This window comes from Cryobacterium sp. TMT1-66-1 (assembly GCF_004403435.1).
GTDB classification, from domain to species: Bacteria; Actinomycetota; Actinomycetes; order Actinomycetales; family Microbacteriaceae; genus Cryobacterium; species Cryobacterium flavum.
The window spans coordinates 154,264-167,549 of record NZ_SOGP01000016.1; the positions used below are offsets into that span (position 1 = coordinate 154,264).

Consider the following 13,286-nt stretch of genomic DNA (forward strand, 5'->3'; position numbering starts at 1 on the left):
GCCGCAGAAATCCCGAAGACCACCTACACTCGAGGACCGTCTCGTCCTTTGCCCATCCGCTTCACGAACCAGACGAGCAGCACGCCCAGCACCACTTGGGCCCCCTTGCCGCTGAGGGTGAGGGGGTCGATCGTGGCGTTGCCCATGAGTGCGGACACGAGGAACAGGACCAAGACCAGGGAATTCGCCGCCGCGCCTGCGAGCATCAGCCGTCGATTCGCAACCAAGATCAACCCGCCGCCGATCAGATAGGCAAGCCCGGCGACCACCATGACGGGAGCGGGAGGTGACTTGAAGTTCTCCGGGACCAGGCCGAATCCGATCGCCAAATAGACGATGGCTACCAGTATCGCGAGCGCGGTCGCGATACTGAGCGCCCAACGTGGGACAGGGGCCACCGTGAACCGTGTGCTTGTCATAGGAGCCTCCCTAAACTGGAAGCGGGGGTGCGGTTACCCGGCATCATGAGCAGCTCATCCTCAACCCCGCCCGAGCGTTTCAACGAGTTCAGGTTCGCGCTCGACCGCGGGCTCACAAGCGGCCCCGGGCTCGCCGGTCGAGCGACGCTTCGTGCGTCCCCAGGCCGCGCGGCCAGCGATCGCCAGCAGGGCCGGCACGAGCACCAGCATCACGACGAGCGCGTACACGGCAATGGCCATCGCCAGGCCGAAGCCGAACATCGTGACCGTCCGCTGGTCGTTGAGAACGAAGCTGCCGAAGACGACGACCATGACGGATGCCGCGGCCAGGATCACCCTTGCCGTCGCGGCCATGCCGTCCCGAACCGCCCGGTTTGCGTCCCCCGTGCGGGCGAACTCTTCCTTGACCCGGCTGAGCAGGAACACGGTGTAGTCGGTGGACAGGCCGAAGAGCACCGCGAAGAGCATGACCGGAACGAACGACTCCACCGGTCCAGGCACAACCCCGAGCAGGTCGGCGGGCCACCAGCCCCATTGGAACACGGCGACAACGGGTCCGTAGGCCGCGCCGACGGCGAACAGGTTCATGATGACGGCCATGGCCGCGATGAACGGCGCCCGGAACTCGATCAGCAGAACGATGAAGGCGAGCACGACGACAACGAGGATGAACCAGCCGATCTGCGCCAGGAGCGTATCCGCCAGGTCGATGCTGGTCGCCGTCGCTCCTCCGACGTGGGCGGCCGCGCCGGGTGCCGCCTCTGGCAGCACCGTCTGGCGTAGGTCGTGGACCAGCGTTTCCGTGGCTGCGTCATCCGGCGAGCTCGTGGGGATCACCGTGTACAGGCCGGTCGTCCCGTCTTCGCCGAGGCGCGGCGGGGTGACCGCGCTGACGCCGTCGGTTGCCGCCAGTTCTGCGTGCAGTTCGGTGCTCGCGGCCTGGTTCTCGGCCGGCGTCGAATCGTCGCCGAAGTCGACCGTGACCAGGAGCGGGCCGGCCCAGCCGGCGCCGAATCCTTCCACGATGAGGTCATAGGCCTTGCGCTGGGTGGTGTCGGCGGCCTGAGATCCGCCGTCGGCGGTGCCGAGGCGCAGCGACAGCAGGGGCAGGGCGAGGATGGCCAGGACGAGCACGGAGGCGAACGCGGCCATCCATCGGTGGCGCTGCACGCCACCGACCCAGCCGCGCCAGCCCGACGCGTGCGAGGTTTCTGCCGGGCCGCCGACGTGCGTCAGGGAGGCGCCCTTCTTGCCGATCTTGCGCACCCGCACCCGGTCGAGGTTGCGGCCGAAGATGGCCAGCAGGGCCGGCAGCAGGGTGACGGATGCCAGCATTGTCGCGCTGACCACGATGGCGCTGGCCAGTCCGAGCGACGACACGAACGGGATTCCGATGGCGTAGAGGCTGAGGATGGCGATGATCACGGTTGCCCCGGCGACCAGGACCGAGCGCCCGGCGGTGGTCATGGCCGCTTCGATGGACCTGTTCGGAGTCAGGCCCTGGGCCAGCCCCTCCCGGTGTCTGGTCACGATCAGCAGGGCGTAGTCGATGCCGACGCCCAGGCCGATCATGGCGGCCACGATCGGGCCGGAGGTGCCGATGGTCACGGTCGAGGCGAGCATCGTGATCGAGGCGAGTCCGATGCCGAGGGCCATGAGGGCGGTGAGCAGCGTGACCAGCATGGCGAACAGCGAGCCGAACACGAAGAGCAGCACGAGAGCTGCCGCGAGCAGGCCGAAGGCCTCACTGCCGGATGGTCCAGACTCGCCCTGCGCGGCCGGACCGCCGAATTCGACCTGGCCGGCGGCATCCTGCACGCCCCCGAAGGCGGCCTGAGCCTCAGCGACCGTCTCGACCGGGATGTCCTTGGCCCGCTCGTCGAACTGGATCGTCACTATCGCCGTCATGCCGTCTTCGGACACCATGGGCTGGGGCGGACCGTACGGCGACCGAGCGGCGGAGACGCCGTCGAGCGCGGCGACGGTGGCCACGGCTTCCTCGACCGCGGCGCGCATGGCCGGCGATGTGACGGGCTCTTCGGCATCAGTGCTGTGCACGATGGCCTGCATGCCGTCACCGGCGAGCTCGGGGAACTCCTCGCGCAGGGTGTCGTAGGCGGCCTGCGAGTCGGTGCCGGCGAGGGTCAAGTCGTTGTTGAAGGTGCCGCCGAGCGCCCGGCTGCCGAGCACGGCGCCGAGGATCAGCGCCAGCCACACGACGACCACTATCCAGCGGTACCGGGTTGACATGCGAGCGAGTGCAGAGAGCACGGGTGGTCCCATCACAGTTCATCGAGTCGGCGGCACCGATCGGGCCGTCTGAACTGAGCCTAGATGAAACGAGACGCTCTTGTCTAGTTTTACGCATCTCCCGTTGATGCGTGCGTCGCGATGCCGCCGACCAGAGTGCGGTAGATCAGATCGGACACACCGGCGTCCGAGTGCTTCGTCCTGGGCGCCGCCCGCACCGCCGAGATGAGCAGGGAGGCCATGGCCGTGACGATCCACTCCGGTGAGAGATCGGTGCGGATGTCGCCCTCGGCCTGGCCCCGCTTGATCACCTCGACCAGGGGCGCGAGCGCCTGGTCGCGCTGGGCGAGGAAACGCGCGTTGTGGTCGGGCGCCCGCATCAGAATGATGCGGAAGCGCATCCCGTGCTTGCCCAATTCGCCAATGACGCGACCGAGCACCTCGAGGGCGCATCCCTCGTCGAGGCGGCAGGCGATGAGGGTTTCCGACGCGCGGGTGATGGCCTCGGCCTGGATGGCCCCCAAAAGCGCCTGCCGGTTACTGAAGTGGCGATAGAGGGTGGCCCTGGTCAGGTTCGCCGCCTGGGCGACATCCGCCATCGACGAGTCAGGGTTGCGGGCGAACTCGTCGGCCGCGGCCGCGAGGAGGGCCCGGTGGTGGCGTTCCACATCGATGCGCGTGGCCGCTGGCTGTTTGGGGCTGGACATGGTGCCTTTCCGGGGAGTGCGTCGACCTCGACGATACGCGTTCGACGCCATCCGGGGGCGTGATGGCCGACAATTGCGGCGGCGCCACGGGTCCGTCTTTGCAAAACGAGACATGCGTGTCTCGTTTATTGTTAGGCTTGTGGGCATGAACACTTCCCAGAACGCACCGTTCCAGCCTCGACCAGCCAGGCCGGGTGAGGTTGATGTGCTCGTCGTGGGCGCCGGCCCGACCGGGCTGACGGCGGCCTGCGAGGCCCTGCGTCACGGCCTGAGCGTGCGAATCATCGACCGCAAGCAGGGACGCTCGACCCACTCCAAGGCCCTGGTCACCCACGCCCGCACCCTCGAGGTCTTCGAGACCATGGGGGTGGCCGATGGGATGCTCGCCGGCGGCGTGCCGTTCGCGGCCCTCAACGCGCACGGCGGCCCCCGACGCCGGACCACCCGCGTGGACCTACTCGGGCTCCCCTGGGGTGACACCGCGTATCCGTTCTGGCTCTCCATTCCACAGGATGCGACGGAACAGGTGCTGGAAGACCATCTGAACAGGCTCGGCGGGGCCGTGGAGTGGGGAACCTCGTTCGACGAGATTCTCAACGGCGACGACCAGGTCGAGGCGCTGGTCACCCGTGACGGCGGCGAAACCGAACGGGTGAGCGCGCGCTGGCTGATCGGCTGCGACGGCGGCCGGAGCCGGGTGCGCGACCAGGTCGGGCTCCGGCTCACCCGTCGGGACGCCGGCGCAACGTTCGTGCTGGCCGACGTCAAGAGCTCCGTGCCGATCGCCCAGAACGAGGGCTACGCCTACCTCGACCCGCAGGGACTGCTGCTGGTCGTGCCGATGCCGGAACCGGAGCGCTGGCGCATCATCGCCCACGTTCCAACGCCGGACAAGGGTTCGCAACTGACCGTGGATGCGGCCTTCCTCGACGAGCTGATTCGGCAGCGGTCCGGGATGGAGTTCGGCAGCCGCGACGTGAAGTGGACCTCGCAGTTCAACCTGAGCCACGGGCTGGCCAACCACTTCCGCTCCGGCCGGGTCTTCCTTGCCGGCGACGCAGCCCACATCCACAGCCCGGTCGGCGGGCAGGGCCTGAACACCGGGGTCCAGGATGCCCACAACCTGCTCTGGAAACTCGCCGCGGTCGACCGCCTGGATTCGGCCGCGGCGGAGCGGCTGCTCGACAGCTATGAGGCCGAACGACGGGACACCGCACGCGGCATGGTCACCGGTGTCGCCCGGGTGACGACCGCGCTGACCACCCGGCGCACCGCGATCCGCCGGGCGCTCGGCCGCCTCGCCCCGCGGATACTGGCGCGCTCAGCCGTCCAGTCGAAGCTGGGCCGCACTGCGGGGATGCTCGACCTGGCGTACTCGAGCGGACCTCTGGCGACCGCGCCGGGCGCCGGCCGGCGGCTGCCGAATCCGGAGCTACCTGGCGGAGGGCGACTCTACGAGAGGCTGAGCCCGGCTGGCTGGTCCTGGGTTGTCTGGGGACGACCGGGCGAGGCCCGGCCCGATCTGTCGACTGCGCGCTGGCACGGGCTGCCTGTCGTCTTCATCGCCTCCGATCTCGTCGCTCCGGCCGGGGCTCCGGCCACGGCCGCCATGCCCGATGGCAAACGCGTGGCCCTCGTGCGCCCGGACCGCTATGTCGCGGCTCGCGGCTCCTCGCCCGAGTCCATCGGCCAGCACATCCTGCAATCCATCGGCCAGCACATCCTGCAAGAATTTCCCGCCTGAAGAGATGGTGGATTCCGCAGCAGCACTTGTGCGTCAGGCTCGCCCGAGCCGAAATACACGGCATGAAAGAACTATTCCAAATAGCGGTGCCAATTGTTGCTCCAACTATGGCGTTGGCTATCCACTTACGATCGGGCTCCCGGCGTGCAGGGCGATCGAGTCGCCGACGCCGACGGTCGCGGTGAAGGTTCGGCTAACTGGACGCCCCACTCGCCGCTACAAGCGGTGTTTCGCCGTCAGTGACGACTCGAGAACACGTTGTGGCGCTGACCTACCAACGAACGACGTTCGCTCCATCTGCGCCGCGCTGTGGTTCCTTAATCGTCGACCCAGGGAGGTCGATGACTTATCCGCCAATCTTGGTGACCGTGCCGCCTCGCACGCTCCCGTTCTGTGCCCCGAGGACTTCGCTCGTCGCGGAGGAACCGATTGTCAACGACCCGTTGTGCACGCCGTGGATGGCGACGTGCGCGGATGGTTGCACCGTCAGCGACCCGTTGTGGGTGGCGCCTCGCACGATAGTGAGCGTCCCGTCGTGCACGCACACTGATCCATTGTGTGTTCCGCTCAGAGTGTTGTCCCCGTCGACGACGAGAGGCGGCTTTTCGACCTCGACTCCACCGGCTTTGATGAAAATGTTGTTCGGATGAGAGTGGTCCACAGTGGCCTCCAATAGAGCTAGTTGCCGTTACCGTACCGGGTACCGCCGACAGTCGAATTACGGGGAGGTCCGCTTCCGGTGCGGACGTCCCGTTAGCCGTTCGGCTTGCGCGACAGCCATCCACCGCTGCCCCTAGCGCCTGATGGATTGAACCCCACCACACGCTGAGCCTAGGACTCGCGGCTACACGGCCGTTCCGGCGTAAGGCTCAGGAGGGGCAGGCAAATCGGTCTCGGGCTTTCCTTCTATGATCAGCCGGCGACGCTCGTCTACAACAGCCAGTCCGGAGAGCGTCTCGGCTGTTGAGCGCTTGCCGGCTCGCCAAGCAACAAGAACACGGCGCACAGCGGCATACTCGATCGCCTGTCTATCAGAATCCTTCAAGAAGTTGAGCTGATATAAAACCTCTCGAGTGCGTTCGGCGATCACTCGATCGTCGGTCCTGGTAAGGACGATTAGCGTTTCAACGGCGGTGTCGATCTCGGTGCGATCGGGTTCGTCGACCACGACGACGCGATCAGTCCATCCCTGCTGAACGGCCAACGGAGGCTGCGATGCGCGCGCATCCAGAGCGCGAATGAACTTCCTGTAGTCCTGCGAATAGCTCTGAATGGCGCGCATGAGGGTGATCACCGCAGCGTCCACCTCGGCGGCGTCACGTGCCTTTCCTTCGTGTCGATACAGCGAGATGCTGATAAGCGCCGCGACAAGAGCACCGACGAGTGTCGCGATGAGTGTCGATGAGAAGGCGTTCCAGTCAAATAGAGTAAGCGAATCGGCTATCCGTTCCACTTGGCATCGGATTGTGTTCGGATCGCAAGTTGTTACCGCCGGCCGAATGACGCCCACTATGGTTATCAACAGCCAGCATTGGCAGCGTAGAAGAAACCATTAATTCCGCTGTCCGAAATGCCCGCGGCAGCTCAAAGATACGCGCCGCCCTCGTTTCCTGACCTCTTCCGATTTGCCTCGGACCGTGCTCTACTTGAGGTGTCAGACTGACGACTCAGTAGAATTGACTGCTCAACGGGGGAAATGTCATGAAGAAGTTTGTTGGCACCATCTTAGCTCTTACCGGGGCTGCGCTACTCACACTCGCGTCCGCGACGGGCGCTTCTGCGTCGCCCAGCGGTCATGAACCTGGGCCTTAGACTACGCCTGACCGCATCATTCAGGTGGACCATCCTGCGCCGAGACCGACCGTTGAGCGTGCGCTTTCCGGGGCGGGCGGCGAATACGAGGCATTCGTTGCGCAGGACAGCGAATTTCCGGTTATGCCCGAGCTTGGTGAAACAGTACACATATTTTATACCGATGCCGTCACGGACGTGACCACGGACGGGACCACGGAAAAATCTACTGCTGAGTCAGCGGCAGCTTCGTGCACTAGGTCGATTACGGTTTATACGCCGTACGAATCTAACAGCCAACCTCGCGTACGTGGGGAGGGAATGATCTCTTCCGGATGCACCTCAGGGTCTACGTTCAACCTTCACCTGTACGACGCTTGGTATCAGCGTGCTGACGGTTCAGTTTACGCCTTGAACAATGGCTCCACATGGGGCATCGACATCGTAGGGAACACCTGCTGGGGATCATCCAGTATTGAATACCATGCCTTAGGCCAATGGGGTTCCAGCGGGGGGACTTGGGGTCCACGGGCAAACCTGACGTGTTCATACTAAGGACCTAAACCAGAGACCACGGAGGCGGCAGAATGAAGACTTTCGATTGGGTAGGCGGAGTTTTGCTCGGCCTAGTGACTTATTATGCGCTGAGCTTGGCCTCGGCGCTCTGGATCGCGCAGCTCAGACCCAATGACTACGTTTGGGCTTCTCTGATTAGCGTCGTCATTGCCATCGGGCTGGGGGCTGTTATTGCCCAGCGCGCTGGAATGGCCATAGTCGTTGCGGGTGTGATACTGCTCGTCGTAGTCGTGGGTTTCATCGCCGGTTCCGACAACGACCGGTGGGCGGCGCCGCTGCCGCTGGACATCTCTTCGTTGTTCCTCCACGGTGCGCGCACACCGCTAGTAGTCCTGGCATTTGCTCTAGTGGCCACCTCGGGCGTTGCGCGAAAGATAAGGGAATCTCGCCAGGGAGAATCCAAAGTCCCAACGCCAATCAAAGAAGCGCAGAAAGCAGAGAAATAGTGTGACCTGGACTATTTGACCGCGGCACGCCGGCAGCATCCGGTGTACCGCACACATGGGCATTGGACAGCCCGTTGGAATGGTGAACAAAAAGATCAAAAGCCGCACCGACGTCGTTGGGGTGTTTCCTAACACTGCCGCACTGCTGCGCATGGCTGGGTCGGTGTTAGTCGAGCAGCACGACGAGCGGGAAGCTGGCGAACGACCCTACTTCCCAGCGTGCTTCCCGGAAGTCAAAGTGGCCTCGCCACGATCTTCCGCGCGCCCGTCGCCACCGGAGCGCCTCTGCTGATGGAATCGCCCACCTACTGGGGCGCAATCCAGGCGGCAGCACAAGCTGACGTCGACGTTGTCCCGGTTCCGTCGGGACCCGAGAGACCCGATCCCGACGAGCTCGACCCGGCCTTCCAAGAAACCGGTTCGTGTGTCGTCTATGCACAGCCCACCTACGCGAACCCAACTGGGGCACAGTGGTCAAAGGCCACCACGACGCAAGTCCTCGACATCGTCCGGGCGCACGGCGCCTTCCTGATCGAGGACGACTGGGCCCATGACTTCGGCCTCGACACCGACCCAAATCCTGTCGCCGCTCGCGATGACGCCGGGCACGTGGTTTACGCGCGATCGCTCACCAAGAGCGTCTCGCCGTCTCCTCGCGTGGTGGCGATTATTGCGCGCGGACCGCCAAGGAACGCATTCTGGCCGACCGCGGGGCCGAATCGCTGTGAGTCAGTGGGCTTCTTCAAACCGCAGTGCTCGACGCCGTCACTCAACCGGGTTGGCAGACCCGCCTACGCAACCCTCGCCCGCAACTACGGGCACGCCGAGAGCTTCTACTGATGGGTTTGCGCGAACACGCACCCGACGCCCACATCACCACCGTTCCGGCTGGTGGTCTCACTCTATGGGCTCGCCTCCCCGATGGGACCAACCTCGAGCGACCGGTCGCAGACTGCGAAACCGCCGGGGTCCTGATCGCTGCCGGCTCGAGTTGGTTCCCGGCGGAACCCACCGGCCCCTTCATCAGGCGCAACCACTCCGGACCGAACCCCGGAGCGTCCACGGACGGCGCCCGCATCATCGGCCAGACGCTAACCTCTACCCGCTAACCGGTCCACGGGGCAGCGAACATTGCCGGCTCCGTCGCAGTACCGAGTTTCAACCGTCCCGTAGGGGCTTCCCCTTACGGGGCGTGCAATCTTCGTGCCATCAGGCTCCATCGCCACTAGCCTTAATCCACAAGTTGGCTTGAACTAATAGTTAGAAGGAGTATCCCTTGACTGTGATTCGTTCTCCATTGTTCAGCCCCGCCGTCCTTCTTCTGGGAATCGCTGCCATGTTCACGTTTGACGGGAATGGCATCGCGTGGTTTTGGGCTGATCAACCGCAGGGTGCATTTATTCTTCTCGCCGCATCTACCGGTCTTTGGGTTTTGGTGCTTCGTAGTGTTCGCAAGGCCCACACCGCCAAGGACTGAACGTTTCCGTAGAGGGTTCCCAAATGACACAGCCTCGGTACGCTCGGCCCTTGATTGGGTCGGCCGCAGATCTGTCGCGCAGGGCGTCCCGCTTGCGGCACCCTCTCTGTCAACCTTGGATAAGGCACCGGGATCGTCTCGAATAGTGTCGTAGGAGGCGGGGAAGGAGTTCCCTTGACGAATGCAGTAATGACAGGACTGAGCTCGAGCGGGCAGGCTGTAGGGATGGAAGATGTTCCCGATCCCCAGGTTCCCGAGCGTGCTCGACGTCGGACCTACACGGCCAAGTACAAACGTGACATTCTGACCGAGTACGACAGTCTGAACCGGCAGGGCCGCGGAGCGCTGCTCCGCCGGGAAAAGCTGTATACCTCTTTAGTCAGCTCGTGGCGTGACCAGCGAGACAAGGGGGTGCTGGCTGCTTTGGCGCGGCCCGCGGGAGCGCCGCCGGCCAGTACGTCGGAGAAGGACGCGGCCCGACTGCGGAAAGAGAATCTCCGACTGTCGGGCGAATTGGATACGGCGAGGCAGGTGATCGCGATCCAGGGAAAACTCTCGGCTCTGTTGGATCAACTCTCGACCAACAGCAGCGACAAGAACCTTGAGAAATGATCGACGCTACCATCACCGCCCTCGTCCGTCTCGTGGGCACGCGGGATGCGTGCTTGGCGGTGGGCAGGTCGAGGGCGACGCACTACCGCCAACACCCGCGGTCGCCACGACTGCCGTCATCGCCGCGGCCCCGGCCCCAGCCGGCGAAGCAGCCGCTGGCACTGACCGAACTGGAGTGCGCTGCGGTTCTGGAGGTGTTGCGGTCCGAGCGGTTCGTGGACAAGGCGCCGGTGGAGATCCATGCGATCCTCCTCGACGAGGGCACCTACCTGTGCTCGGTGGCGACGATGTATCGTTTGCTCCGCGCGCACGGCGAGACCGGGGAGCGTCGCGCTCAGGCCGAGCACCCGGCGCGGGTCAAGCCCGAACTCATCGCGACGGGACCCAACATGACCTGGTCGTGGGATATCTCGAAGATCAAGGGTCCGGCCAAATGGTCGTACTTCCACCTCTATACGATCATCGACATTTACTCTCGGTACGCCGTCGGCTGGATGGTCGCGACCCGGGAGTCCGCCGAGCTGGCTGAGCGGCTCCTGTTCGACACGATCGAGAAGCAGAACATTCGCCGAGACCAGCTGACAATCCACTCCGACAACGGGTCCTCGATGGCGTCGAAACCCGTCGCATTCCTGCTCGCCGATTTGGGCGTGACCAAGTCACACTCCCGCCCGCATACGAGTAATGACAATCCATTCAGCGAGTCGCACTTCAAGATTTTGAAGTACCGGCCCGAGTTCCCCGACCGGTTCTACAGCCTCGCCGAGGCACGCTCATTCTGCACCGAATTCTACGACTGGTACAACCACGAGCATCGCCATTCCGGCATCGGAATGCACACCCCCTTCAACCTGCATCACGGCCGCGCGCCCGCCATCCAGCACGCTCGCGCCCGCGTCCTCACGACCGCCTACGCCGCCCACCCTGAACGCTTCGTTCGGCAGCACCCGCAGCCACCAACGTTCCCGACAACAACCTGGATCAACGAACCCCTGAAGGACGGAACGAACTCAATGACCACCTAAAGAAACTGACTCATAAAGGTTGACATCTTCCGGCATTAGCTAATCACCCGCGAGGGGACAACGATTCTTTATGGTGCGACTCGCGATGTGCTCCGCTGCCTTCTTCGACCCTCGCGTTCCTTCGACCCGGCCCAGAAGAGAGGTGGCCCTGGGCTTGACGGGGAAACGCGCGATGCCTTATATTCAACTTATCAGTTCTATACTAGCCAGTTGAATACAAGATTGGACAACATGCCCGCCGATCAGCTCAGCCGCACCTTCGCGGCCCTCGCCGACCCGACGCGGCGCGCCATCCTGGCGCGCCTAGCGCACGGCGAGGCGACAGTTGGGCAGCTAGCAGAGCCGTTCGCGATGAGTTTCGCAGCGGTGTCGAAACACCTCCGGGTGCTCGAAGCCGCGGAACTGGTCAGTCGAGGTCGGAATGCGCAGTATCGCCCCGCGACCCTTGACGCTCGACCGCTGGCGAATGCCTGCGCGTGGATCGGCGACTACGCGAAGTTCTGGGGTGCCAGCTTCGATGCCCTCGGTGACGTCCTCGCTGAGATCACGACCACCGAAACAAGCATGACCGACAAAGGAGAAACCTCATGAGCAACCCCGTCAGCATCACCCGCACCTTCCCCGCAACACCCGAGCAGGTCTTCGACGCCTGGACAACGCCGGCTTCTTTCGCGGTCTGGTTCGGGACGGCCGCGGTCCCGGTCGACGATGTCGAGATGGATGTCCGTGTCGGCGGCGGGTGGAAGGCGACCATGCACCTGCCCGACGGCAGCCTGAAGCACTGGGTTGGCGAGTTCACAGAGGTGAATCGTCCGACGCGGCTCGCCCTCACCCTCACCGACCAGCCCGATGATCCGGCCCGCGAGCCCGTCACCGTCGATATCGTCGCCGTCGACGGCGGCGCCATGATGACAATGGTGCAAACCGCCCAGGGCTTCGACGACGCGTCGAAGGCGGCCCTCACGGCCGGATACACCGCGTTCTTCGACGATATGGAGAAGCTGCTCGTCCGCTAGACGGGCACCCGCCGTGTCAGCGCGTTGCGAGGGCGACACTGACCGCAACCCCACCCCGACCGAGTCGTCAAAGTCGAAGCCCGCAACCGGGTCCGCTCAGGGTTCCACCTACGGGATCTGAACAAAGCTGGCGACCGCCTGCTCAGGCGTCCCGGTCGTCGTTCCTCTGTGACACAACGTCGGCGCGCTCGGCCGCCAGGTGGTTTGCCCTCAGATCTGTCGCGCTCGACGTTCGGCTAACGGGCGGTCAATTCATGCTCGACACGTGTCATTTATACGTTCGATTGCGTGACAACACGATCGTAACTTCAACGGATGGACAAATTGTCACACAACCAGTCATTTATTCTGCGTGTCGCAAACGATGAGGAAACAGTCCAATGTGACCTGTGCAGGGCGCCCCGTCATTGTGCCTCAGAAATCCCATCCCAATAACTTGCTGGAACAATTTCCGGTGAGACGTATTTCCGAGACACGATGAGCCATGTTTTTTCGCTCTGGCGTATTCAGGGAAAGCAGCCGCGGCGGGTGTCTCACTAGTCATTACTTTTTCGAGACGTTCCGCGTCGCGCTCAGGGACCGGTAAACGGGCGCTGGATGCTGTTGAAGGTCTGGCGAAGCTGGCCTAGGTTTCGTCGCCTTATGTCCAAGCAGCGCGGTGTCTGTATTCCGCGAGCGTTCGCTGTGAGCCGCGGTTACCGTGACGGTATGCAACCGAAGCAGCCACAGTCGTTTGATTCCCGCCTCATCCCATGGGAGACGGTTCACGACGACGGCACGAAGTCCGCAACACTCGTCGGCTCTCGTGAGCCAGGGCACATGTTCACCTACGCGTTCTTTATCCCCGCGGGCGTATTCGACGCCCCGCACCACCACATCGCCGACGCGCACCTGCAGGTGGCCTACGGCGAACTCATGCTCGGATACGGCACCTCCTTTATCAAGGGAGACGCGGATCGCTTCCCGGCGGGGTCGTTCCTGTTTGTGCCAGCTCACGCGATCCATTTCGATGGTGCCGAAGAGGACACGGTGCTGATCGGAACAGCGACCGGGCCATGGAACACGCAGTACTGGTCCTGAGAGCAACGGTTTGCGACCGTTGAGCACCTGCCGCATCAAGACCGTATCGCGGCATTTAAAGACGGGCAGAGTAGACACACGCCGGTCAATGAGGCGATCCGTGCGACCGGCGGAACGGTCTGATCACACTGTTGAAGGACCGG

Annotated in this window: 11 protein-coding genes and 3 pseudogenes; 9 read left to right on the forward strand and 5 right to left on the reverse strand. The window is 63.8% G+C overall.

Going from position 1 to position 13,286, the window contains the following annotated elements; genetic code table 11:
* Positions 1-23: 23 nt before the first annotated feature.
* From E3T29_RS11775 to E3T29_RS11785, 3 genes are all read right to left on the reverse strand, one after another.
* Positions 24-419 carry a hypothetical protein gene (locus tag E3T29_RS11775; RefSeq protein ID WP_134345577.1) on the reverse strand — a complete coding sequence of 132 codons (396 nt, stop codon included), beginning with the start codon at positions 417-419 and terminating at the stop codon, positions 24-26.
* A 60-nt stretch (positions 420-479) separates the two neighbouring features.
* The gene (locus tag E3T29_RS11780) at positions 480-2,669 is read right to left on the reverse strand and encodes an MMPL family transporter (protein WP_166792392.1); all 2,190 of its coding nucleotides are present in this window, start codon (positions 2,667-2,669) and stop codon (positions 480-482) included.
* A gap of 110 nt (positions 2,670-2,779) precedes the next feature.
* Positions 2,780-3,376, reverse strand: a complete 597-nt coding sequence (locus tag E3T29_RS11785; RefSeq protein ID WP_166792393.1) for a TetR/AcrR family transcriptional regulator — start codon at positions 3,374-3,376, stop codon at positions 2,780-2,782.
* A 145-nt stretch (positions 3,377-3,521) separates the two neighbouring features.
* On the opposite strand from E3T29_RS11785, the gene E3T29_RS11790 reads away from it, so the two are divergent.
* Positions 3,522-5,120, forward strand: a complete 1,599-nt coding sequence (locus E3T29_RS11790; protein ID WP_166792394.1) for an FAD-dependent monooxygenase — start codon at positions 3,522-3,524, stop codon at positions 5,118-5,120.
* A 346-nt stretch (positions 5,121-5,466) separates the two neighbouring features.
* On the opposite strand, the gene E3T29_RS11795 is transcribed toward E3T29_RS11790, so the two are convergent.
* Positions 5,467-5,781, reverse strand: coding sequence for a hypothetical protein (locus E3T29_RS11795; protein WP_134345581.1), 315 nt, complete (start codon positions 5,779-5,781; stop codon positions 5,467-5,469).
* A 183-nt stretch (positions 5,782-5,964) separates the two neighbouring features.
* Entirely contained in the window at positions 5,965-6,573 is a 609-nt protein-coding gene (locus E3T29_RS11800) for a hypothetical protein (RefSeq protein WP_134345582.1), read from the reverse strand.
* A gap of 925 nt (positions 6,574-7,498) precedes the next feature.
* On the opposite strand from E3T29_RS11800, the gene E3T29_RS11805 reads away from it, so the two are divergent.
* The 8 genes and pseudogenes from E3T29_RS11805 (at position 7,499) to E3T29_RS11845 (ending at position 13,143) form a co-directional block, all read left to right on the forward strand.
* Positions 7,499-7,933 (forward strand): hypothetical protein, encoded by a 435-nt coding sequence (locus E3T29_RS11805; protein ID WP_134345583.1) that lies wholly within the window; start codon positions 7,499-7,501, stop codon positions 7,931-7,933.
* A 70-nt stretch (positions 7,934-8,003) separates the two neighbouring features.
* Positions 8,004-8,144, forward strand: a pseudogene (locus E3T29_RS19900) (transposase); the annotation flags it as partial.
* An 8-nt stretch (positions 8,145-8,152) separates the two neighbouring features.
* Positions 8,153-9,042: pseudogene (locus E3T29_RS11815) on the forward strand (PLP-dependent aminotransferase family protein); the annotation flags it as partial.
* 167 nt (positions 9,043-9,209) lie between these two features.
* Positions 9,210-9,410 carry a hypothetical protein gene (locus E3T29_RS11820; RefSeq protein WP_134345585.1) on the forward strand — a complete coding sequence of 67 codons (201 nt, stop codon included), beginning with the start codon at positions 9,210-9,212 and terminating at the stop codon, positions 9,408-9,410.
* Between the two features lie 189 nt (positions 9,411-9,599).
* Positions 9,600-11,047: pseudogene (locus tag E3T29_RS11830) on the forward strand (IS3 family transposase).
* A gap of 210 nt (positions 11,048-11,257) precedes the next feature.
* Positions 11,258-11,638 carry an ArsR/SmtB family transcription factor gene (locus E3T29_RS11835; RefSeq protein ID WP_370449162.1) on the forward strand — a complete coding sequence of 127 codons (381 nt, stop codon included), beginning with the start codon at positions 11,258-11,260 and terminating at the stop codon, positions 11,636-11,638.
* Positions 11,635-12,063 (forward strand): SRPBCC domain-containing protein, encoded by a 429-nt coding sequence (locus tag E3T29_RS11840; RefSeq protein WP_134345588.1) that lies wholly within the window; start codon positions 11,635-11,637, stop codon positions 12,061-12,063. The genes E3T29_RS11835 and E3T29_RS11840 overlap by 4 nt, the downstream gene beginning before the upstream one ends.
* Positions 12,064-12,771: 708 nt before the next feature.
* Positions 12,772-13,143, forward strand: coding sequence for a cupin domain-containing protein (locus E3T29_RS11845; RefSeq protein ID WP_134345589.1), 372 nt, complete (start codon positions 12,772-12,774; stop codon positions 13,141-13,143).
* The last annotated feature ends 143 nt before the right edge of the window (positions 13,144-13,286 follow it).

Excerpts from the sequence above, each read along its gene's own strand:
- E3T29_RS11775 (WP_134345577.1), bottom strand. The coding sequence starts at position 419 with ATGACAAGCACACGGTTCACGGTGGCCCCTGTCCCACGTTGGGCGCTC.
- E3T29_RS11785 (WP_166792393.1), bottom strand. The coding sequence starts at position 3,376 with ATGTCCAGCCCCAAACAGCCAGCGGCCACGCGCATCGATGTGGAACGC.
- E3T29_RS11790 (WP_166792394.1), top strand. The coding sequence starts at position 3,522 with ATGAACACTTCCCAGAACGCACCGTTCCAGCCTCGACCAGCCAGGCCG.
- E3T29_RS11805 (WP_134345583.1), top strand. The coding sequence starts at position 7,499 with ATGAAGACTTTCGATTGGGTAGGCGGAGTTTTGCTCGGCCTAGTGACT.
- E3T29_RS11840 (WP_134345588.1), top strand. The coding sequence starts at position 11,635 with ATGAGCAACCCCGTCAGCATCACCCGCACCTTCCCCGCAACACCCGAG.
- E3T29_RS11845 (WP_134345589.1), top strand. The coding sequence starts at position 12,772 with ATGCAACCGAAGCAGCCACAGTCGTTTGATTCCCGCCTCATCCCATGG.
- E3T29_RS11780 (WP_166792392.1), bottom strand. The coding sequence starts at position 2,669 with ATGTCAACCCGGTACCGCTGGATAGTGGTCGTCGTGTGGCTGGCGCTG.